The organism is Cellulosimicrobium protaetiae (assembly GCF_009708005.2).
Classification (GTDB): Bacteria; Actinomycetota; Actinomycetes; order Actinomycetales; family Cellulomonadaceae; genus Cellulosimicrobium; species Cellulosimicrobium protaetiae.
Genome location: NZ_CP052757.1, coordinates 1,554,075 through 1,574,325 on the forward strand (window position 1 = coordinate 1,554,075; position 20,251 = coordinate 1,574,325).

Genomic DNA, 20,251 nt, shown 5'->3' on the forward strand with positions numbered 1-20,251 from the left:
AGCCCCCACCACCCCACGACAGGAACCAGAGCAACGATGCGCTACGGCCACTTCGACACCGCGCACGACGAGTACGTCGTCGAGCGTCCCGACGTCCCCGTCTCGTGGACGAACTACCTGGGCAGCAAGAACCTGTGCACGGTCCTGTCGCACACGGGTGGCGGCTACTCGTACTACAAGAGCTCGCAGTACGGCCGGATCACGCGATTCCGGCAGAACGGCGTGCCGGTGGACCGCCCCGGGCACTACGTCTACCTGCGCGACGACGCCGACGGCGACTTCTGGTCGGTCTCGTGGCAGCCGGTCGGCAAGCCCTTCGTCGGGCCGGGCGAGGAGCTCGACCCCGCGGGCGGCGCGGGCCGCTGGACGACGCGTCACGGGCTCGGCTACTCGACGTTCCGTGCCGAGTACAAGGGCGTGGACGCGGAGCAGACCGTCTTCATCCCCGTGGACGACGACGTCGAGGTCTGGGACGTGCGCCTGACCAACACGACGGACGAGGTGCGTGAGCTCACGGTCGGGTCGTACGTGGAGTTCAGCTTCCACACGATCACGATCGACAACCAGAACCTGCAGATGTCGCTCTACGCGTCCGGCTCCTCCTACGAGGACGGGATCATCGAGTACGACTTCTACTACGAGCCGTGGACGTACCACTTCTTCGCGTCCAGCGAGACGCCGTCGTCGTACGACTCGCTGCGCGACAACTTCATCGGCCCGTACCGCTCCGAGGCGAACCCGATCGCGATCGAGCGCGGGCACGGTTCGAACGAGTCCGCGACGACGCAGAACCACTGCGGCTCGCTCCAGCACAAGATCACGCTCGCACCGGGCGAGACCAAGCGCCTCGTCTACATGCTCGGCTACGGCTCGCGCGACGCTGCGGGGCGCGCGATGCAGGCGAAGTACTCCGACGTCGCGACGGTCGACGCCGAGCGCGCCCGGCTCCGCGCGTTCTGGCGCACCAAGCAGGACAAGCTGCGGATCCGCACGCCCCACGAGGGCATGAACACGATGATCAACGCGTGGACCCTCCTCCAGGCGGAGACGTGCGTGCAGTGGTCGCGCTTCGCGTCGTTCGTCGAGGTCGGTGGGCGGGCGGGGCTCGGCTACCGCGACACGGCGCAGGACGTCATGAGCGTCATCCACTCGAACCCGACGAAGACGCGCCAGCGCATCGTCGAGCTCCTGCGGGCGCAGACCGCGGCCGGGTACGGCCTGCACCTGTTCGACCCGAAGGCGTTCGACCCGGACGCCGAGAAGCTGCCCGACGTCCCGTCGCCGACGATCGTGCCCACGGTCGACCCGAAGGACCTCATCCACGGGCTCGAGGACACGTGCTCGGACGACCACCTGTGGCTCGTGCCGTCGGTCGTCGAGTACGTCAAGGAGACGGGGGACCGCTCGTTCCTCGACCTGGAGATCCCGTTCGCCGAGGGCACGCCCGCGACGGTCTACGACCACCTCGTCAAGGCGCTCGAGTTCTCCGCCGAGCAGGTCGGCCAGAACGGCGTCGCGCTCGGGCTGCGCGCCGACTGGAACGACTGCCTCAACCTCGGTGGCGGCGAGACGTCGCTCGTGACGTTCCTGCACGCGTGGGCGATCGGCGCGTTCCTCGAGATCGCGGAGCCGCTCGCGGCCGCGGGCGACGAGCGGGCCGAGGCCGACGTCGCGCGCTTCACGGCGGAGCGCGAGCGCATCGCGAAGGTCGCGGACGCCCAGCTCTGGGACGGCCGCTGGTGGATCCGCGGGTACACGCGCGACGGCGTGAAGATCGGCTCGGCCGAGAACGAGGAGGGCAAGATCTTCCTCGAGCACCAGGCGTGGCCGGTCATCGCGGGCATCACGAGCCAGGAGCGCGGCGAGGCGTCGATGGACTCCGTGCGCGAGCTGCTCGGCTCCGAGTACGGCAACCACCTCAACTGGCCCGCGTTCACGAAGGTCGACGACACCGTCGGGTTCGTCACGCGTGTCTACCCGGGCATCAAGGAGAACGCCGCGATCTTCTCGCACCCCAACGCGTGGCCGATCATCGCCGAGGCGATGCTCGGGCGCGGCGACGAGGCGGTCCAGTTCTACGACGCGATCCTGCCGTACCACCAGAACGACAACATCGAGGTCCGTGGCGCCGAGCCGTACGCGTACGTCCAGTTCCTCTACGGCCGCGACCACGAGTGGTTCGGCAAGGCCCAGAACCCGTGGCTCACGGGCACGGCCGGCTGGATGTACACCGCCGTGACGAAGTACGTCCTCGGCGTGCGTCTCGCGCTCGACGGCCTCGTCGTCGATCCGTCGATCCCGAAGGACTGGGACGGGTTCGAGGTGCGCCGCGAGTGGCGTGGCGCCGTCTACGACATCGAGGTCCGCAACCCCGACCACGTGTCGAAGGGCGTGCGCTCGGTGACGGTCGACGGCGTCGAGCACGACCCGACGACCCCGATCCCGGCGCTGCCGGAGGGCACCGAGGCGAAGGTCGTCGTGACCCTCGGCTGACGAGCACGGACGCGCGGTCCCAGAGGACCGGCCCTCGCGCGTCTCCCCGCGCGACCCGACGGCCCGTGCGCCCACCAGCCGGTGGCGCACGGGCCGTCGGGGGTGCCACCCTGTGCACCGAGGACCGGGCGCCCGCCCGTGCCCGCACCCAGCCCCGAGGACGGTCACCGCCGGATGACGCACAAGATCACGCGCGGCTGGACCGTCACCAAGCCGTGGCCCGTGACGCTGCGGGACGACACCCTGGGTGGGTCGATCGTCCTGCGCCCGCTGCGCCGTCGGGACGCGCAGGCATGGATGCGCCTGCGCGCGCACAACGCGGACTGGCTCGAACGCTGGGAGGGCACGTCGCCGCGCCCGGGCAGCGGGGGAGGGCCGCCGACGTTCGCCGAGTACGTCCGCGTCCTGTCCGCCCAGGCGCGCGCCGGGTCGTCGCTGCCGTTCGCCGTCGAGCTGGACGGCGAGCTCGTCGGCCAGCTCACGGTCTCCTCGATCACGTACGGCTCGCTGTGCGGCGCGAGCATCGGGTACTGGGTGAGCGAGCACGTCGCGGGCCGCGGGGTCATCCCCACCTCCGTGGCCATGGCGACGGACTACTGCTTCGCGGTCCTCGGGCTGCACCGGATCGAGATCAACATCCGCCCGGAGAACGGCCCGAGCCTGCGCGTCGTGGAGAAGCTGGGCCTGCGCGACGAGGGCGTGCGCGAGCGGTACCTGCACATCCAGGGTGCGTGGCGCGACCACCGCACGTTCGCGATCACGAGCGAGGAGGTGCCCGACGGGCTCCTCGCTCGCTGGCAGGCGACCCGCCGCGAGAGCATCTGAGCCGACCGACACGCCGGACCGCGTGCGGAGCGAGGCCGCACGCCTCGCCTACCGTCGTGATGTGGAATCGGCCTCGGGGATCGTCGCGCTCGCGGTGTTCCTGCTGTGGGTCGGGTTCTACGTCCCGCACCGGGTGCGTCACCGGCAGCAGCTGCTGGAGGCGCGCACGGACGACCGCTTCTCCGGCTCCCTGCGCGTCCTGGCCGTCGCCGGCCCGGGCGGCGGGGTCCCGGGCGGCTGGGACGCACGGCTCGACGGCGTCACGGCCGTCGCGTCGATCGGCCCGGGACCGTCCGCGGACGGGGGTCGCGCCCTCCTCGGGGGAGCGGGGCCGCAGGACCGGCCGGAGAGCCGGACGCACGACGAGGAGGGAACGCACGCCATGGGGAGCACCGTCAGCGCGTCGCCCTCGCGCGGGGCACCGCCGCGCCGTCAGCCGGCGTCCGAGCAGTCCCGCCTCGCCCTCCTCGAGCGGCGTGCCGCCGCGGCCCGCCGTCGCCTCGCGCTCACGGTCGTGCTGCTCCTCGCGAGCGTCGCGGTGTGGGTCGTCGTCGCGCTCGGGTACGTCTCGTGGTGGGCCGGCGTGGTCCCGACGGCGTTCCTCGGTCTCGTCCTCGTGCTGGGCCGTCGCGCGGTGCTCGCCGCGCAGCGGTCCGACGCCGCATGGCTGGCCGAGCGCCGGGCCGCGGCCCGAGCCGCACGCGGGACCGTCCTGGGAGCGCCGCCCGCGCCCCGGGGCGCACGTCCGCGCGTCACCGGACGTGCCGTGCACGGGTCGCAGGTGAGCACGCAGATGATCCCGCGCGTCACGCCGAAGGACCTCGCGCGGGCCAACGCCACCGCTGCCGCGCTCTCCGGGGGGTCCGCGGTCCCGTCGCCGCGCGAGCGGGCCACGTCGTCGAGCACGACGGTGGCCGAGGACCCCGGCTCCGAGGAGCCCGCCTCTGCGAGTGCCGGTCCGGCCGCCGTCGTCACGGAGGTCGCGGTCGAGGTCGCGGAGGTCGTCGAGGTCGACGTCGCACCTGCCGACGAGGACCACGTGCCCTCGGGCCGCGCCTGGGACCCGGTCCCCGTGCCGCCGCCGACGTACACGATGAAGCCCACGGCCCCGCGCCGCGAGCCCGTCCCGCTCACGGACGACGACGTCGTCTCGCCCACCCGGGCGGGCTCGACGCCCGCCCCGGTGGTCGTGGCGGAGGCGGGCGCGGACGCACCGTCGAGGGCGCCCGAACCCGCCGTGGGAGACGAGCGCAAGCCGTCGACCGAGACGCTGGGACTCGACCTCAACGAGATCCTCGCCCGCCGCCGGGCTGCGGGGCAGTAGCTCCCGCAGACCCGTCGGTCGGGTATGCCGGTTTGGTAGACCCCGCCCTCGGGGTGCTAGTCTGTTCCTCGCTTGAGGGGCTATGGCGCAGTTGGTAGCGCGTCTCGTTCGCAATGAGAAGGTCGGGGGTTCGAATCCCCCTAGCTCCACCGGAGAGACCCTCGCCAGACCAGGTCCACGACCTGCGACGGCGAGGGTCTCGTCTTTTCTCCGCAGCTCGCGGGGCGCTTCGCGAACCGCCCGCCGGTGGCTAGAAGTCCTCGCGACGGATGCCGAGGCGTGCGCGCTCGGCCGTGACGCGGTCGCGGTCCGACGTCGCCACGTGACCCACCGTCACACGGTCGCGGCGGAGCACGGCGAGCCCGTCCTCGAACGCGTCGAGGACGGGCTCGGGTGCGGGCTCTCTCCGGCGGTGGCGCACGGGTCCATCCTCTCCCGGCAGTGTGCGCAGGGGAAGCGATCGCCGTGGTCGCTGCGCCGCCCGGACGCGCCGCACCTATGCTGGCCGCGTGGCGCTCACCGAGCTCGTCCGCGTCCCCGGCGGGACGTTCCGCATGGGTTCCGACCGGCACTACCCCGAGGAAGGGCCGGCGCACGACCGGGAGGTCGAGCCGTTCCTGCTGGAGCGGCACGCGGTGACGAACGCGCAGTACGCGGCGTTCGTCGCGGACACCGGCTACGTGACCGTCGCGGAGCGCGCGCTCGACCCGGCCGACTTCCCCGGGGCCGACCCGGCGGACCTCGTGCCCGGGGGTCTCGTGTTCACCCCGACGGCGGGGCCGGTCGACCTGCGCGACTGGCGGCAGTGGTGGCGTTGGCAGCCTGGGGCGTCGTGGCGCTCGCCGCAGGGGCCGGGGTCCGAGGTCGACGACCGCCCGGACCACCCGGTGGTGCTCGTCGCGTTCGAGGACGCGTCGGCGTACGCGGCGTGGGCGGGGCGGCGGCTGCCGACGGAGGCCGAGTGGGAGCGTGCGGCCCGCGGCGGGCTGGAGGGCGCCGAGTTCGCCTGGGGCGACGAGTTCGCGCCGGGCGGACGCCCGATGGCGAACACGTGGCGGGGCCGGTTCCCCTACCTGAACGAGGGCTGGGGCGGCACGTCGCCCGTCGGCTCCTACGCACCGAACGCGTACGGGCAGGTGGACATGGTCGGGAACACGTGGGAGTGGACCGTCGACACGTTCACGCCCCGCCACGTCGTCCCGGGGGCGTGCGGCCCGGACGCCGGTGCGCGGCCGAACCTGCTCGCCCCGACGACGTCGCCACAGGTCCTGCGGGTCACCAAGGGCGGGTCGCACCTCTGCGCGCCCGAGTACTGCCGCCGCTACCGGCCGGCGGCGCGCTCGCCGCAGTCGGACGACAGCGCGACGACGCACCTCGGCTTCCGTTGCGCCGCCGACATCGCCTGACGCGGGGACGTCCCGACGCCGTGCGACGGCGGACGGGCGGGCACGACGAAGGCCCCCGCCGTCGACAGGGGCCCTCGTGGATCCGGGAGCCGGGGACGGACCCCGGTGCGGGTCAGGAGCAGGTGTAGGTGACGCCGTCCTCGAAGTGCGTGCCCGGGCCGAGCTCGGAGCACTTCTCGACGAGCGCGGCCGTCCCGATGCCCAGGATGATGCCGACCACGATCGAGATGACGAGCACGATCGCACCGACGATGATGCCGGCGAGGGCGAGGTTGTTCTTGTAGCCGGCCTTCTTCGACTTGTTGAAGGCCACGATGCTGAGGATCAGGCCGACGATCGACAGGCAGCCGAGGAACGACAGCACGAGGCCGACGATGCCCATGGTCTTGCCGGGGTCCTGCGCCGGGGCGGAGTACCCGGGCGTGCCGCCCTGCGGGGCGTTGTACTGCGGTGCCTGCGGCGCGCCGTACTGGGGTGCCTGCGGGGCGCCGTACTGCGGGGCCTGCGGCGGCTGCTGGGGCTGGCCGGGCTGCGGCGCGCCGTACGCGGGCGGGCCCGACGGCGTCGCGCCGGGCTGCGGGTTCTGGTCGGGCTGGTCGGGGGTCGACATGCGATCTCCTCGGCGGTGGGTCAGGGCCTGGCCAGTATGCCCGCCGGGGCCCCTCGGCGTCCCGTGTTTCCACGGCGCGTCCGTGACCTCGGCAGGACACGGGGTCTGCCGGCGCGGGCCCGTCCACCCGACGGGCCGACCGTCACGACTCCCTCACATCCGAGGGTCGGCGGCACGCACGCGGTGCGCGATGATGGGGTCGTGAAATCTCGGAAGGTCCGATTCGTCCCTGTCGCACTACCGGTAGTCCTCACCCTCGGCGCCGGTGCCGTGCTGGGCGGGTGCGCCGCCGAGAGCGCGAAGGCCGACGGGCCGTCGTCGGGCGAGACCGGGCTCGTCGCCCGTGCCGCCGAGCCGAGCGACAGCGTCCTCGTCCTCGACTCGACCGACCCGGCGGAGCTCGCGCTCACGAGCAGCCAGGCGTTCTTCACGTCCGCGCCGGTCGTCGTCCTCGCCGTCGCGGACGACGAGGCGGCGCGCGCCACCGCGGCGGCCGCCGCCGTCGAGCTCGCGGCTCCCGTCCTGCTGGTCGGCGGGGCGATCTCCGACGGCGGCCTGCGCACCGAGCTCGCGCGCCTGGGCGTCGTGGCCGTCGTCGAGGTCGGCGAGGCGGACGCTCCCCCGGGGCAGGAGGACACCGGCGAGGGCCCCGTGCGGGCCACGGTGGGCGACGTCGACGGCGTCGAACGAGTCCTGCTCGACGTCGGTGCCCTGGGCTCCGACGGGACGATCGACCCGCACGACCTCGACGAGGTCCGGGCCGCGCTCCCCGAGCGCGGCGAGCCGGAGACCCTGACGGAGGTCCTCGCGCTCACGGAGCCCGGAGGCCTGGACACTCCCGGCGGGCCGCAGGCGGCGGCGATCGCGACCGCCCGGGCGGCGGGCGCGGTGCCGCTCGAGGTGCCGCAGGGCGACCCGCGTGCCTCGGCGGAGGTCGTCGACGCGCTCGCCGCGGCGAAGGCGCTCGCCGTCGTCGGGATCGGGGAGAGCTTCGGTGCCGCGGACGACCTCGCGTGGCGGCTGCGCACCGCCGAGGAGGGCACCCTGCTCCCGAGCGGGTCGCAGCTCGTCCTCGCGGACGGCGTGCGCTACGTGGCGGTGGAGGCGGACGCCGTGACGTCGAGTCTCGTCGCGGTGGGTGAGCGCGCGGCGTCGGAGGCGGTCTCCCGGGCGCAGGACGCGGCCGCCTCGTACGCGGAGGCCGTGCCGGAGGAGACCGTGGTCCCGGTGCTCGAGGTCCCGGCGACCCGGGCGTCGACGAGCGCCGGGAGCGACCGGGACTACTCGACGGAGATCCCGTCCGTGGAGCTCCTGCCGCTCGTGGACGCCGCGGCGGAGGCGGGCGTGCTGGTCGTGCTGCGGCTCGAGCCGGGCCGCGCGACGTTCGACGAGCAGGTGACCGAGTACGCGGACGTCCTCGCGCGCCCGACCGTCGGTGTCGCCCTCGACGTCGACGCGCGCAGGCCGACGGACGGGTCGCCCGCCGGGACGGTCGACGCCGCCGAGCTCGGCGCGGCGATCGACGCGGTCGGCGAGGTCGTGCGGGAGGGGGCCCTCCCGCAGAAGCTGGTCGTGGTGCAGCGTCCGGACGCGGACGCGGTCCGGGACGCCGCGGCGCTGGACCTGGGTGCGGGCGAGGCCGCCGTGGTCCTGCGCTCCACGTCCGGTGACGGGTACGCCGCGCGGGTGCGGGACTGGGGTCTCCTGCTCGACGGCCTCCCGGACGGGATGGTCGGCGGGTGGACCACCGGGTCCTCCGACCCGGCCCGCGACGTCGAGGGCGTGCTCTCGCTCGACCCGAGCCCGCGGTACGTCGCTCCCTCGCCGTAGTCCCCGGGGCACTTGGCCGCTCCTCCACGTGCGGGTTAGGGTGGGTCGCTCGCAAAGCCGAATCGATTCGATCCACCGCACCAGACGACGAGGTTCCCGATGCTCTCGGTCATCCCCCAGCCCCTGCAGGTCGAGCCCGGCACGGGCCACGTGCCCGCCGCCGCTCTGGAGGTGACCGTGCTCGGGATCGAGCACGCCGCCCCGTGGCTCGGTGACCTGACCGCTGCGCTGCTGAGCGGCGTCGAGGGCGTGACCGCGACGCACGACGACCTCACGTCCGGCGGAGGGTCCTCCGCGCCCGGGACGCCGACGCCCGTCGTCCTGCGCATCGACGAGCAGGCCGGACCGGAGGGCTCCACGAGCCCCGAGCGGTACAGCCTCGTCGTCGACGACGCGGGCGTCACCGCGACCGCGGCGGAGCCCGCCGGCCTGTTCCACGCGGTGCAGACGCTGCGGCAGATCCTCGAGACGCCCGACGCGGGTGACGCGTCCGCGCGGGCGCCCCACGTCGTCGTCCACGACGCCCCCCGGTACCCCTGGCGCGGGCTGTCCGTCGACCTCGCGCGGACCTTCTTCGGCCTCGACGCGCTGCGCGCCGTGATCGACGTCGCCGCCGCGTACAAGCTCAACGTGCTCCACCTGCACCTCACGGACGACCAGGGCTGGCGCATCGAGTCGCCGTCGCGCCCCGAGCTCGCGAAGCTCTCGTCCGGCAGCGACACGACCGGCGGGAAGGGCGGGCACCTGTCGCTCGCGGACTTCCGTGCGCTGCAGGACCACGCGGCGGAGCGGTTCGTGCGCGTCGTGCCGGAGATCGACGTCCCCGGTCACATCAACGCCGCGACGCACGTGTACGGCGACCTCATGCCCGACGGCGTCCCGACCGACGCGTACACCGGGACCGAGGTCGGGTTCTCCCGCCTCACGTTCGACCTGCCCGCGACCGAGCCGTTCCTGCGCGACGTGTTCACCGACCTCGCGCACGCGACCGACGGCGAGCACGTGCACCTCGGCGGTGACGAGGTGCTGAAGATGGAGCCCGCGGAGTACGCGCGGTTCGTCGAGCTGTGCGAGCGACTCGTGGTCGAGGCCGGCAAGAAGCCGGTCGCGTGGCAGGAGGCGGCGAAGGCGCCGCTGCGCCCGGGCACGCTCGTGCAGTACTGGGACACGCACCCGATGGACCTCACGTACCTCGTCGACGCCGCGAAGGCCGGGGCCCGCGTCATCCTGTCGCCCGCGAACCGCGTGTACCTCGACATGCGGTACACGGCCGACTTCGACCCCGCCCTCGGCCAGGACTGGGCCGGTCTCGTCGAGGTCCGCGACGCGTACGACTGGGAGCCGGAGGAGGTCGTGCCGGGTCTGCCGGCCGACACGATCGAGGGTGTCGAGGCCGCCGTCTGGACCGAGAACATCCCCACGCTCGACGCGCTGTTCACCATGCTGCTGCCGCGCCTGAGCGCGGCGGCCGAGGTCGCGTGGACGGCCCCCGCGCGCAAGGACTGGGACGACTACCGTCGGCGCGTCGCCCGCGAGGCCCACGCGTGGCGACGCGCCGGGGTCGCGTTCCACGCGTCCGAGCAGGTCGACTGGTGACGCGTCAGATCCAGGTCGGCAGCCACATGTGCATGCGCCAGAACCAGTACGGCACCTGCCAGGCGGTCCAGATCGGGTAGAAGAACACGCTGACGGCACCGATCGTCGTGAGCAGCACCGTGATCCCGACGCGCACGCGTGCCCGCGCGGTCTCGCGACGCTCGGTGCGTTCGAGCGCGAGCGTCATCGCGTAGACCAGCGTGAGCACGACCCACGGGGTGAACACGATCGAGTAGAACGTGAAGATGGTCCGCTCGGCGTAGAGGAACCACGGCCCCCACCCGGCGACGATCCCGCTCAGCACGGCGAGCGCCCGCCAGTCCTTGAGCCGGACGAGCGCGTACAGCGCGACGAGGATCGCGAGCGCCGCCGTCCACCAGAGCACGGGGTTGCCGATCGACGTGATCGCGCGGGCGCACCGCTCCACCTCGCACCCGGCCTCGCCGGGGTCGTAGGAGCGCCAGTAGAACGACGTGGGCCGCCACTGGAGGATCCACCCGAGCGGGTGCGCCTCGTACGTGTGCTCGGACGTGAGCCCGTTGTGGAAGTCCCACATCTTGAGGTGGTACTCCCACAGGGACCGTAGGCCGGGCGGGAGCCACTGGACGCCCTCCCCGGGGTGCTCGACCGCCCACTGGCGCATGTACGCGCCGGGGGTGCGGAACCACGACGTCCACGCGCCGAGGTAGGCGAGCGCCGCCGTCGGGAGCATGACGAGCGCGGCCGGGATCGCGTCGCGCACGAGCGCGTCCTCCCACCAGCGCCCGACGCCCGCGGTGCGCCGCGCCGTCGCGTCCCACAGCACCGACACGACGGCGAAGACCGCGAGGAAGTACAGCCCCGACCACTTGACCCCGCACGCGAGACCCAGCGCGACGGCCGCGGCGAACCGCCACCACCGCCACCCGAGGCCGGGCCCGTAGCGCCCGATCGCCCCGCCCGCGTCGAGGATCGCCCCGCAGCGGTCGGCGAGGCGGCGTCGTGCCTGCTCGCGGTCGAGGAGCAGGCACCCGAACGCGACGAGCACCCAGATCATGAGCATGTTGTCGAGAAGGCCGGTGCGGGAGTGCACGATCGCCTCGCCGTCGACGGCCATGAGCGCGCCCGCGACGATCCCCATCGCGGTGGAGGAGAAGAGGCGCCGCGCGATCCGCGCCACGAGCACGACGGCGACCACCCCGACGACCGCGGAGGCGATGCGCCACGACCACGGGTTCTCCGCGCCACCGAAGAACCTCATCCCCAGCGCGATCATCCACTTGCCGAGCGGGGGGTGGACCACGTAGTCGGCCGTCGGGAGGAACGAGTTCACGTCTCCGGCCTCGAACGCCGGGTTCGGCTCCTCGGGCCAGTCGGCCTCGTACCCGACCTGCAGCAGCGTCCACGCCTGCTTGACGTAGTACGTCTCGTCGAACACCAGCGTGCCCGGGCGGCCGAGGTTCCACAGCCGCAGCACCGCCGCGACGGCGGCGACGATCGCGACCCCGAGCCACCCCCACAGGCGGTCGTGCGCGGTCGCGCCGAGGGCCAGACGGCGGGGCCCGAGCAGCGCGAGCAGGAGGCGCTCGCGGTGGGTCAGGTCGGGCGAGTCGTCCCGGCCGTCCGCGGTGCCGCCGGCCGGAGCCTCGTCGGGCCCGGCGCCGGGCTCGTCGTCCGACGGTCGCGGAGGGTCGACGGCGGGGTCGTCGGAGACGCCGGTCGCGGGGAGAGGCCCGGGGTGCGCGTCGGCGGGCGGCTGGGACACGCAGGCCATCGTAGGGGCACGTCCGTGTGGAACCCTGGGAGCCATGTCCTCCTCGACCGACGCGCCCGACGCCGACCGGCCCACGACCCCGCGGGAGGCCGGGCACCTGGTGCTGGGCGGCACCCCCATCGGCAACGCGGAGGACGCGAGCCCGCGGCTGCGGCGCCTGCTCGCGGAGGCCGACGTCGTCGCGGCGGAGGACACGCGCCGCCTGCACGCGCTCGCGGGCCGCCTGGGCGTGCAGGTCGGCGGGCGGGTCCTCAGCTTCCACGAGCACAACGAGTCCGACCGCGCGGACGACCTGCTCGACATCGTCGACGGGGGTGGGACGGTGCTCGTCGTCTCGGACGCGGGGATGCCGAGCGTGTCCGACCCCGGGTTCCGCGTCGTGGCACGCGCCGTCGAGCGCGGCGTCCCGGTCACGACGGCGCCGGGGCCGAGCGCGGTGCTCACCGCCCTCGCGCTCTCCGGGCTCCCGACGGACCGCTTCTGCTTCGAGGGGTTCCTGCCGCGCAAGGCCGGCGACCGGTCGCGCGCGCTCGCCGCGCTCGCCGACGAGCCGCGCACGCTCGTGTTCTTCGAGGCGCCCCACCGGGTGGCGGAGACGCTCGCCGCGATGGCCGAGGCGTTCGGCGCGGACCGGGCCGCCGCCGTCGCGCGCGAGCTCACCAAGACGTACGAGGAGGTGCTGCGCGGCCCCCTCGCCGAGCTCGCGGAGCGCGCCGCCGACGAGCAGCTCCGCGGGGAGATCTGCGTCGTCGTCGGCGGGGCGCCGCCGCGCGGTCCCGTGCCGCTCGCCGAGCTCGTGCCGCACGTCCTCGCGCGCGTCGACGGCGGGGAACGGCTCAAGGAGGTCGTCGCGGACGTCGCCCAGGACGCGGGCGTCGCGAAGCGCGACCTCTACGCGGCGACGCTGGAGGCGCGCAAGCGCTGACCTGCTCGCTCCCGGGCCGTCCGCAGGAGGGCGCCCGACCGCCCCCACCCGCCGACGGCTCGCGGGGTCAGCGCCCGACGGCGGTGCTCGGCTCCAGCGCGACACCCGCCGCCGCGAGCTCCTCGCGCGCCGCGGCACCGAGCTCGGGCGTGACCGGCACGGTGAGGTCGGTCAGCACCCGGGTGGCGAGGCCGAGCGCGTGGGCGTCGAGCGCCGTCGCGCGCACGCAGTGGGACTCGGCGATGCCGACGACGTCGACCGCCTCGATCCCGGCGTCGCGCAGGAGGTCGGCCAGCGGCCGGCCACCGACGTCGACCCCCTCGAAGCCGGAGTATGCCGCCTGGTACTCGCCCTTCTTCACGCCGGCGTCGGGCGCGAGGCCGGCGAGCGCGGGGTGGAGCTCGGCGTTCGGGCTGCCCGCGATCCCGTGCGGCGGCCACGTGTCGACGAAGTCCGGCTCGGGGCTCCAGTGCTCTCCCGGGTCCACGTGCCAGTCCTGGGTCGTGACGACGAGGTCGTAGGCGTCGCGGTGGTCGCGCGCGTGGTCGGCGATGCGCTGCGCGACCGCGTTCCCGCCCTCGACCCCCAGCTCCCCGCCCTCGCAGAACGTGGGCTGGACGTCGACGACGATCAGCGCGCGGCGCACCGCGGGAGTGTTCTCGCTCATGGACCCACCCTCCCATGGCGGGTACGGGTGACGCCGGGTCGGGCTGCCGTCGTTGACTGACCGACCGGTCTATCAGTAGGGTCCCCGCGGGGGGCAACAGCCTCGCCTCACGATGACGAGAGGAGAGACACATGTCAGTCATGACGAGCGACGTCCGTGTCGCACACGCCGAGGTCGTACCGGGGGAGACGCGCCGCCCGCGACGCGGTCGAGTCCGCCGGGCGTTCATCGGTGCGGCGCTGAGCGTCGGGATCGTCGCGGCCGGTGCGACGGCGGCGTACGCGACCCGGGTCTCGGCCGGTGGCGGGACATGGGACTACGGCGTCACGAGCCTGACCGCGAGCTACAACTGGTCGGACTACTACCACGGCTCGCGCTCGCACGGCTCGAGCGTCACCGGCGACGACGGTCTGGACCGTTCGCCCTGCCGGTCTCGCGGCACCTGGTCGTACTCCAGCGCCTGGGACAGCAACCCGTTCCGGGTCGACAAGGCGTACTGGCGCTACTGCTGATCACGGGAACCGCATGACACCGGGCCGGGCGCTCACGAGCACCCGGCCCGGTGGGTGCGGCGCGTCGGGCCGGCGCTCGAGAGGAGGGGACGAGCATGAGGAGTCGAGGGATCCGGCTCGCCTACGCGATCCTGGCCGTGTACGCGTCGCTCGCGGCGTTCGTGTTCCTGCGGGCGATGGACGACCTCGGGCCGCTCGGCGCGACGGACATCGTGCACGTGAGCGGCTCCGCCCCGAGCGTGCCGAGCGCCGAGACGATCGCGACGATCGAGCACGTCGCCGCGCAGCACGACGTGAACGTCGTGCGCTTCGTCGAGGACCTCGACGACCCGGCAGGAGCCCGGCACCTGTTCCTCGCGGTCGGCGACCCGCAGCTCGCGTCCGGGTCGTGGCTGGAGGACGGCTACCCGTCGTTCAGCCAGGACGTGCGCACGAGCGTGCACCCCCTGGCGGAGCGCGCGGACATGGACCCGCGGGGGCACTACTTCACGTTCGGCGAGGCGGCGGCGACCCCCGTCCTCGCCCAGGCGCTGCGTGCCCAGGGGTACACGGTCGAGACGCGGGCCTACTACGCACCCCCGCAGATCATGGGGTGGCTCGTCACGCAGCCCCTGGCCCTGAGCGCGCTCGTGGCCGCACTCCTCGTGGTCGTGGTCGTGGCCGCGAGCGTGCTCACGAACGTCCGCGGCTACGCGGTCCAACGGCTGCACGGCGTGGCGCCGGGACGTGTCCTCGCCCGGGACCTGCGCCGGGCACTCCCGTCGCTCCTCGCGACGCTCGTCGCCGTCGCGATCGCGGACGCCGTCCTGCTGGCCGTGTACAACGGCGGAGCGCAGTGGCCCGCGTTCGCCGCCGCCACGGCGATCCTGACCGCGGCCTTCGTCCTTCTCGCGCTCGGCACGCACGCGCTGGCACTCGCGCTCGCGGCCGAGCGCCCCGTCCTGGAGGCGTTGAAGGGCAGGCTGCCGGCGCGGGCGACCGGTGTCGCCGTGTACCTGGTGCGCCTACCGGCACTGCTCGTCGCGATCGCCGCCGTGGTGGGGGCAGGTGTCGCAGGCGTCCAGCTCGTCGCGCAGGCCGAGGCGAGCGAACGCTGGGCGGCCGCGGGCACAGCCGTGCACGTCCTGTTCTCACCCAACCTCTCCCAGGAGGAGTTCGACGCGCTCGCCGTGCCCGCGGGCGAGTGGATGCTCGCGGCGGAGGCCGACGGGGAGATCGCCCTCGCCGCGCAGGAGGAGGTCGTCTGGGGTCAGGGGCTGCCCGGACGGCACGAGTCGTTGCTCGTCAACAACGCCTACCTCGCGCAGCAGGACGTGCGGGACGTCGAGGGAGCGCGGATCGTCGACCTTCCTCAGGACGTGGTGACCGTGCTCGTCCCGAGCCGTTACGCCGACGCCGCGGCGTCGATCGCCGACGACGTGCGGACCTGGACCGACGGGGTCTCCCGGGGCGTCCAGGGCGTCGAGATCCGCACGCGCGTCCTCGCGCCGGGTCAGGAGCTGTTCACGTACGGGGGAGCGTCGCGACCGAACCAGCCTCCCCTGCTGCGCGACGCCGTCGCCGTCGTCGTGAACGGTGGGTCCGGGGTCCTCGACCCCGACACGTACACGTCGCTCGCGACCGGGCAGGGCGTGGTGGTCGACGACGCCGAGACGGCGCGTGCCGGGTTGACCTCGGTCGGCGCGCAGGAGATCGCGATGGCGTTCCGGCCGGTCGCGCTCGACGCGGCGCAGGAGCGTGCGGCGCTCGTGAACGACACCCGGCTCCACGTGTTCAACGCCGTGGTGGCGCTCGCCGTCCTGCTGGCCACGTCCGTCGCCGTCGCCCAGGTCTCCACGCGCAAGAACGCCCAGGCGATCTTCGCCCGGTCCATCAGCGGGTGGGGCTTCGTCCGCACGCACCGGGGTCTGCTGGGGGCCGAGCTCGTGCTGGCGCTGGCGGTCGTGGCGTGGTCCGCGTGGAGCACGGTCGTCGGTCTCACCGCCACCGTGCGGCCCGGGGGCGCCGCGACGTCGTCGCAGGCGCTCGTCGTCCTCGGCCCATGGCAACCGGTGCTCCTCGCCGGCGTCGTCGCGGCGAGCCTCGCCGCGCTCGCGGCCGCGCTCAGCGTCCTCGGGCGCCGCCTCGTCCGTACCCGATCCTCGGAGGCCTGACCATGACCCGACCGACGACCCTCGTGGTCGACGAGCTCAGCAAGGCCTTCGGCCGCCGAGTGCTGTGGGAGGGGCTGTCGTTCACCGTGGAGCCCGGGAGCATGGTCGCGCTCACGGGCCGCAGCGGGTCGGGCAAGTCCACGCTCCTCAACTGCGTCGGTCTGCTCGAGCCCGTGACCGCGGGCCGGATCGTCGTGGACGGCGCCGACCTGACCAGGTTCGGGCGTCGTCGCACGCGGCAGTTCCGTCGGGACGCGCTGGGCTACCTGTTCCAGAACTACGCCCTGATCGACAACGCGTCGATCGACGAGAACCTCGCCGTCGTGGCCCGCGGACGCGGCCGTGCGAGCCGCCGGGCGGCGTTCGACACCGCGCTCGAGCAGGTCGGGCTCGCGGGCCGGGGTGGCGAGCCGGTCTACCAGCTCAGCGGAGGGGAGCAGCAGCGGGTCGCGCTCGCACGCCTGGTCGTCAAGGCGCCGTCCGTCGTCCTCGCCGACGAGCCGACCGGCGCGCTCGACCACGACAACGCCGACATGGTCGTCGCCTCGCTCCGGTCGTTCGCCGAGGGCGGCGCGACCGTCGTCGTCGCGACCCACTCCGAGCAGGTGGCCGCGGCGTGCGACCGCCGCGTCGACCTCGACGGGGTACGCACGGAAGGGCTCACGACCTCGATCGGTGCGTGACGCGCGCGGGCGCCGTCGTCTCGTACCCTGGCGCAGGGGGGAGCGATCCTGGACGACGACGTGAAGAGGTGCCGTGCCCCCGACGACCCGAAGCGAGCAGAAGGCAGCGACCCGACGGCGGATCCTCGAGGTCGCCGCTCAGCACTTCGCCGCGAGGGGCTATGCCGCGACGTCGCTGAACGACCTCTCCACCGCGCTCGGCCTCACCAAGGGCACGATCTTCTTCCACTTCACCTCCAAGGCAGAGCTCGCCCGCGCGATCTCCGAGGACGTCGCCGACCAGTGGGTCCCGTTGCACGCAGCGCACGAGGAACGAGGAACCCGGGGCCTGGTCGCGCTCGTCGAGTCGTCGCGACAGGTGGCGCACCTCTACCGGGAGAGCGCGGTGTTCCGCGCGGCGTCCCGGTTGCGGCTCGAGGCGGAGAACATCGACGCGGAGCTTCCCGTCCCGTTCGTCGGCTGGATCGACCTGGCGCGGACCTACCTCGCCCAGGCGCAGGCGGACGGCGAGCTGGTCGAGGGAGTCGACGTCGACGAGACGGCGTGGCACGTCGTCGCCTGGTTCGCCGGGGTGCAGGAGGTGTCGACCCATCTCTCGCACCTGGACGACCTCACGTCCCGGGTCGAGGGCATGTGGCGGATCCTCCTGCGCGCCGTCGCGCGCGATCCGGAGGCCGTGCTCGGCACGTCGGGGCGCTGACCGCCGCAGCGCTGACCGTCGCGGCGCTGACCGGTCGCGCGGCGTGGCGGGCGTGGGGCCGGGGTGCGAGAGTGGACGGACCCGCCGACGACGAGCACCGGAGGTTCCGTTGACCGACCAGGAGTCGCCCCCGCCCGGCCCGCCGGAGCGCCCCATCGGGTACTGGCTCAAGCTCGTGGACCGGCTCATCGACGAGAACCTCGACGGTGTGTTCCAGCACTCGGGGCTCACGCGCCGGCACTGGCAGGTGCTCAACACCATCCGGGACGGGGTGAGTGAGACGACGGCGATCGACGGCGTCCTGTCGCCGTTCACGGGCGGCGCGTCCGGCGCGACGGCGGCCGTGGCCGCGGAGGTCGACGACCTCGTGCGACGCGGCTGGGTCGCCCGGTCGGACGCGGGCCTGGCGGTGACGGTGGCGGGCAACCACGCCTACCACGACCTGCTCGACGCCGTGTCGCTCTCCCGCGAGCGCGTCGCCGAGGGCGTGAGCCGCGAGGAGTACGCCCAGACGGTCGCGACGCTCGAGCGCATGGCGCGCAACCTCGGCCGGCAGGGCTGAGCCTCCTGCGAGTCGTCAGCGGCTCGTCGCGCCCCCGCGCGACCACGTGCTGACAGGTCGGTGCGGCACGCGCGAGACGCGACGACGGGGCGTCGGGCAGCAGGCGTACGCTGCGAGACCCGCGACCCGCGCGCACCCCCGCGCCCGGGCGCCCGCACAGAGCTGGAGCACTGCGATGGAGTTCCGCCGGATCCCCGGTCTGCCGCCCTACGTCTTCACGATCATCGACGGGCTCAAGATCGAGGCACGCCGAGCGGGACGCGACGTCGTGGACCTCGGGTTCGGCAACCCCGACCTGCCCAGCCCGCAGATCGCCGTCGACAAGCTCGCCGAGGCCGCGCAGAACTCGCGCAACCACCGCTACTCCGCGTCGCGCGGCATCCCCAAGCTCCGCGAGGCCGTCGCGGGCCTCTACCAGCGCCGGTTCGGCGTGAGCCTCGACCCGGACACCGAGATCATCTCGACCATCGGCGCCAAGGAGGGCTTCAGCCACCTCATGTGGGTGCTGCTGCAGCCGGGCGACGTCGCGCTCGTCCCGACGCCGAGCTACCCGATCCACATCTGGGGCCCGTACTTCGCCGGCGCCGACGCGCGCCAGGTGCCCATCGGCGACGGGACCGACGCCGCGGGGTACATCGACCGCATCATCGAGGCGTGGGAGCTGGGCTGGCCCAAGCCGCGCGTCGTCGTGCTGTCGTTCCCGCACAACCCGACGACGACGGTCGCGACCAAGGAGGACCTGCAGCGCCTCGTCGACTGGGCGCGGGACAAGGACGTCGTGCTCGTGCACGACCTCGCCTACGCGGACATGACGTTCGACGGGTTCGAGCCGCCGTCGATCATGGAGTGCGAGGGCGCGCGCGAGGTCGCGGTCGAGCTCTACTCGATGACCAAGTCATTCTCCATGGCAGGCTGGCGCGTCGCGTTCCTCGTGGGGCGCCGCGACGTCGTCGGGGCGCTCGCCAAGCTCAAGAGCTACCTCGACTACGGCACGTTCCAGCCGATCCAGATCGCCGCGACCGTGACGCTCAACGAGGCGACGGAGTTCCCGCAGGAGATCTCGTCCGTCTACGAGTCGCGACGCGACGCCCTCCACGACGGTCTGCAGCGGATCGGCTGGGACATCCACAAGCCCGGCGGCACCATGTTCGCGTGGGCCCGCATCCCCGAGCCCTACCGCGACATGGGCTCGATCGAGTTCGCGACGCACCTCGTCGAGGAGTGCGACGTCGCGGTCTCCCCGGGCGTCGGGTTCGGGCCCGGCGGCGACGAGTTCGTCCGGTTCGCGCTCATCGAGAACGAGCACCGCATCGGTCAGGCCATCCGCGGCCTCAAGCGCGGACTCACCCGGCTCGCGTAGGCGTCGTCGCCGTCCACACGTCGTCCCCGCGCAGCACGGCGTCGGCGCCGCCGTCGTCGTAGATCGTCTGCCCGGTGACGTGCGTGTTCGCCGGGTCGGTGAGCCAGAGCAGCAGGCTCGCGACCGACTCGGGCGACTGGTGCCCGTGCAGGGGCATCGGGACGGCGGCGTCGACCATCGCGGCGGACTCCGGGGTCGCGAGCAGCGAGGACGTCATGGGCGTGAGCACCGTCCCTGGGGCGACAGCGTTGAGCGGGATCCCCCGACCCGCCCACGCCGGGGTGACGCACTCGCGCCGCACCCACCGCGAGAGCGCGCGCTTGGACGACGGGTAGCTGAGGTAGCCGACCTCGGGCCCCTGGTCCGCGAGCGCCGCGGCGACGCGCAGCGCCGCGTCCTCGTCGTCCGCGAGGCAGGCGGCGACGAGCTCGTCGGACACCGTCTGCAGGGTCGCCATCGACGACACGACGGCGACGCGCGGCGCGTCCGACCGCTCGAGCGCCGGGAGCAGCGCGGCGAGGAGCCGCGTTACGCCGAAGAAGTTCACGGCGACGGTCTTCGGCACCGGGGCGGCGATACCCGCGCACGCGACAACCCCGTCGACGCGGCCGTCGGTGAGCGTCGTGACGCGGTCGACGGCGGCCGCCCGGCCGTCGGGGGTGCTCAGGTCGGCCTCGACCTCGGCGTCGCGCAGGTCGACACCGACCACGCGGTCTCCCCGGCCGCGCAGCAGCGCGGCGGTGGACGCACCGACTCCCGACGCCGAACCCGTGACCACGTACGTCCGCGACATGCGTACCGACCTCCTCGCCGGGTCCTCCGGCCCTCGGAGGAGACCCCGGTACCAGCGTG

General features: G+C 73.7%; 18 protein-coding genes and 1 tRNA gene. 14 read left to right on the forward strand and 5 right to left on the reverse strand.

Translation table 11 applies throughout. The features are described 5' to 3' along the window. Window positions 1-36 precede the first annotated feature (36 nt). The 4 genes from FIC82_RS06630 to FIC82_RS06645 all read left to right on the forward strand — a co-directional run bounded on the left by FIC82_RS06630 (window position 37) and on the right by FIC82_RS06645 (window position 4,791). Window positions 37-2,493, forward strand: a complete 2,457-nt coding sequence (locus FIC82_RS06630) for a glycoside hydrolase family 94 protein (protein ID WP_154798000.1) — start codon at window positions 37-39, stop codon at window positions 2,491-2,493. Between the two features lie 174 nt (window positions 2,494-2,667). Next, a complete protein-coding gene (locus FIC82_RS06635; RefSeq protein ID WP_154798001.1) occupies window positions 2,668-3,318 on the forward strand; it encodes a GNAT family N-acetyltransferase in 651 nt (216 codons plus the stop codon). A gap of 61 nt (window positions 3,319-3,379) precedes the next feature. Then, window positions 3,380-4,642, forward strand: coding sequence for a hypothetical protein (locus FIC82_RS06640; RefSeq protein WP_154798002.1), 1,263 nt, complete (start codon window positions 3,380-3,382; stop codon window positions 4,640-4,642). A 76-nt stretch (window positions 4,643-4,718) separates the two neighbouring features. Next, window positions 4,719-4,791: transfer RNA gene (locus FIC82_RS06645), tRNA-Ala, on the forward strand. 101 nt (window positions 4,792-4,892) lie between these two features. Here FIC82_RS06645 and FIC82_RS06650 read toward each other — a convergent pair. Then, window positions 4,893-5,063: a hypothetical protein gene (locus FIC82_RS06650; protein WP_154798003.1), complete on the reverse strand. Its 171-nt coding sequence runs from the start codon at window positions 5,061-5,063 to the stop codon at window positions 4,893-4,895. 88 nt (window positions 5,064-5,151) lie between these two features. Here FIC82_RS06650 and FIC82_RS06655 point away from each other — a divergent pair, with 88 nt between their 5' ends. Beyond that, the gene (locus FIC82_RS06655; RefSeq protein ID WP_168731564.1) at window positions 5,152-6,048 is read left to right on the forward strand and encodes a formylglycine-generating enzyme family protein; all 897 of its coding nucleotides are present in this window, start codon (window positions 5,152-5,154) and stop codon (window positions 6,046-6,048) included. Between the two features lie 112 nt (window positions 6,049-6,160). On the opposite strand, the gene FIC82_RS20825 is transcribed toward FIC82_RS06655, so the two are convergent. Beyond that, entirely contained in the window at window positions 6,161-6,658 is a 498-nt protein-coding gene (locus FIC82_RS20825) for a DUF4190 domain-containing protein (RefSeq protein ID WP_154798004.1), read from the reverse strand. Window positions 6,659-6,859: 201 nt separating this feature from the next. On the opposite strand from FIC82_RS20825, the gene FIC82_RS06665 reads away from it, so the two are divergent. Together FIC82_RS06665 and FIC82_RS06670 are read left to right on the forward strand one after the other, a co-directional pair. Further along, complete coding sequence (locus FIC82_RS06665) at window positions 6,860-8,488, forward strand: hypothetical protein (protein ID WP_154798005.1); 1,629 nt, start codon at window positions 6,860-6,862, stop codon at window positions 8,486-8,488. Window positions 8,489-8,587: 99 nt separating this feature from the next. Then, a complete protein-coding gene (locus FIC82_RS06670; protein ID WP_154798006.1) occupies window positions 8,588-10,084 on the forward strand; it encodes a family 20 glycosylhydrolase in 1,497 nt (498 codons plus the stop codon). Between the two features lie 4 nt (window positions 10,085-10,088). On the opposite strand, the gene FIC82_RS06675 is transcribed toward FIC82_RS06670, so the two are convergent. Continuing rightward, complete coding sequence (locus FIC82_RS06675; protein ID WP_154798007.1) at window positions 10,089-11,837, reverse strand: dolichyl-phosphate-mannose--protein mannosyltransferase; 1,749 nt, start codon at window positions 11,835-11,837, stop codon at window positions 10,089-10,091. Window positions 11,838-11,871: 34 nt separating this feature from the next. Here FIC82_RS06675 and rsmI point away from each other — a divergent pair, with 34 nt between their 5' ends. Then, complete coding sequence (gene rsmI / locus FIC82_RS06680) at window positions 11,872-12,762, forward strand: 16S rRNA (cytidine(1402)-2'-O)-methyltransferase (protein WP_154798008.1); 891 nt, start codon at window positions 11,872-11,874, stop codon at window positions 12,760-12,762. A gap of 67 nt (window positions 12,763-12,829) precedes the next feature. On the opposite strand, the gene FIC82_RS06685 is transcribed toward rsmI, so the two are convergent. Next, a complete protein-coding gene (locus tag FIC82_RS06685) occupies window positions 12,830-13,429 on the reverse strand; it encodes an isochorismatase family protein (protein ID WP_154798009.1) in 600 nt (199 codons plus the stop codon). Window positions 13,430-13,560: 131 nt separating this feature from the next. Here FIC82_RS06685 and FIC82_RS06690 point away from each other — a divergent pair, with 131 nt between their 5' ends. The 6 genes from FIC82_RS06690 (at window position 13,561) to FIC82_RS06715 (ending at window position 19,399) form a co-directional block, all read left to right on the forward strand. After that, window positions 13,561-13,941, forward strand: a complete 381-nt coding sequence (locus FIC82_RS06690; protein WP_154798010.1) for a lactococcin 972 family bacteriocin — start codon at window positions 13,561-13,563, stop codon at window positions 13,939-13,941. 95 nt (window positions 13,942-14,036) lie between these two features. After that, the gene (locus FIC82_RS06695) at window positions 14,037-16,094 is read left to right on the forward strand and encodes a hypothetical protein (RefSeq protein ID WP_154798011.1); all 2,058 of its coding nucleotides are present in this window, start codon (window positions 14,037-14,039) and stop codon (window positions 16,092-16,094) included. Between the two features lie 2 nt (window positions 16,095-16,096). Continuing rightward, window positions 16,097-16,777: an ATP-binding cassette domain-containing protein gene (locus FIC82_RS06700; protein WP_154798012.1), complete on the forward strand. Its 681-nt coding sequence runs from the start codon at window positions 16,097-16,099 to the stop codon at window positions 16,775-16,777. A gap of 73 nt (window positions 16,778-16,850) precedes the next feature. Then, complete coding sequence (locus FIC82_RS06705; protein WP_154798013.1) at window positions 16,851-17,477, forward strand: ScbR family autoregulator-binding transcription factor; 627 nt, start codon at window positions 16,851-16,853, stop codon at window positions 17,475-17,477. 109 nt (window positions 17,478-17,586) lie between these two features. After that, on the forward strand, window positions 17,587-18,039 hold the full coding sequence (locus tag FIC82_RS06710; protein ID WP_154798014.1) for a MarR family transcriptional regulator: 453 nt from the start codon (window positions 17,587-17,589) through the stop codon (window positions 18,037-18,039). Between the two features lie 175 nt (window positions 18,040-18,214). Beyond that, window positions 18,215-19,399 carry an aminotransferase class I/II-fold pyridoxal phosphate-dependent enzyme gene (locus tag FIC82_RS06715; RefSeq protein WP_154798015.1) on the forward strand — a complete coding sequence of 395 codons (1,185 nt, stop codon included), beginning with the start codon at window positions 18,215-18,217 and terminating at the stop codon, window positions 19,397-19,399. Here the strand turns inward: FIC82_RS06715 and FIC82_RS06720 are convergent. Beyond that, window positions 19,383-20,192 carry an SDR family oxidoreductase gene (locus tag FIC82_RS06720; RefSeq protein ID WP_154798016.1) on the reverse strand — a complete coding sequence of 270 codons (810 nt, stop codon included), beginning with the start codon at window positions 20,190-20,192 and terminating at the stop codon, window positions 19,383-19,385. The two genes, FIC82_RS06715 and FIC82_RS06720, sit on opposite strands and share 17 nt — an antisense overlap. Window positions 20,193-20,251: the final 59 nt, after the last annotated feature.

Excerpts from the sequence above, each read along its gene's own strand:
- FIC82_RS06630 (WP_154798000.1), top strand. The coding sequence starts at position 37 with ATGCGCTACGGCCACTTCGACACCGCGCACGACGAGTACGTCGTCGAG.
- FIC82_RS06635 (WP_154798001.1), top strand. The coding sequence starts at position 2,668 with ATGACGCACAAGATCACGCGCGGCTGGACCGTCACCAAGCCGTGGCCC.
- FIC82_RS20825 (WP_154798004.1), bottom strand. The coding sequence starts at position 6,658 with ATGTCGACCCCCGACCAGCCCGACCAGAACCCGCAGCCCGGCGCGACG.
- FIC82_RS06670 (WP_154798006.1), top strand. The coding sequence starts at position 8,588 with ATGCTCTCGGTCATCCCCCAGCCCCTGCAGGTCGAGCCCGGCACGGGC.
- FIC82_RS06675 (WP_154798007.1), bottom strand. The coding sequence starts at position 11,837 with ATGGCCTGCGTGTCCCAGCCGCCCGCCGACGCGCACCCCGGGCCTCTC.
- rsmI (WP_154798008.1), top strand. The coding sequence starts at position 11,872 with ATGTCCTCCTCGACCGACGCGCCCGACGCCGACCGGCCCACGACCCCG.
- FIC82_RS06685 (WP_154798009.1), bottom strand. The coding sequence starts at position 13,429 with ATGAGCGAGAACACTCCCGCGGTGCGCCGCGCGCTGATCGTCGTCGAC.
- FIC82_RS06690 (WP_154798010.1), top strand. The coding sequence starts at position 13,561 with ATGTCAGTCATGACGAGCGACGTCCGTGTCGCACACGCCGAGGTCGTA.
- FIC82_RS06695 (WP_154798011.1), top strand. The coding sequence starts at position 14,037 with ATGAGGAGTCGAGGGATCCGGCTCGCCTACGCGATCCTGGCCGTGTAC.
- FIC82_RS06700 (WP_154798012.1), top strand. The coding sequence starts at position 16,097 with ATGACCCGACCGACGACCCTCGTGGTCGACGAGCTCAGCAAGGCCTTC.
- FIC82_RS06715 (WP_154798015.1), top strand. The coding sequence starts at position 18,215 with ATGGAGTTCCGCCGGATCCCCGGTCTGCCGCCCTACGTCTTCACGATC.
- FIC82_RS06720 (WP_154798016.1), bottom strand. The coding sequence starts at position 20,192 with ATGTCGCGGACGTACGTGGTCACGGGTTCGGCGTCGGGAGTCGGTGCG.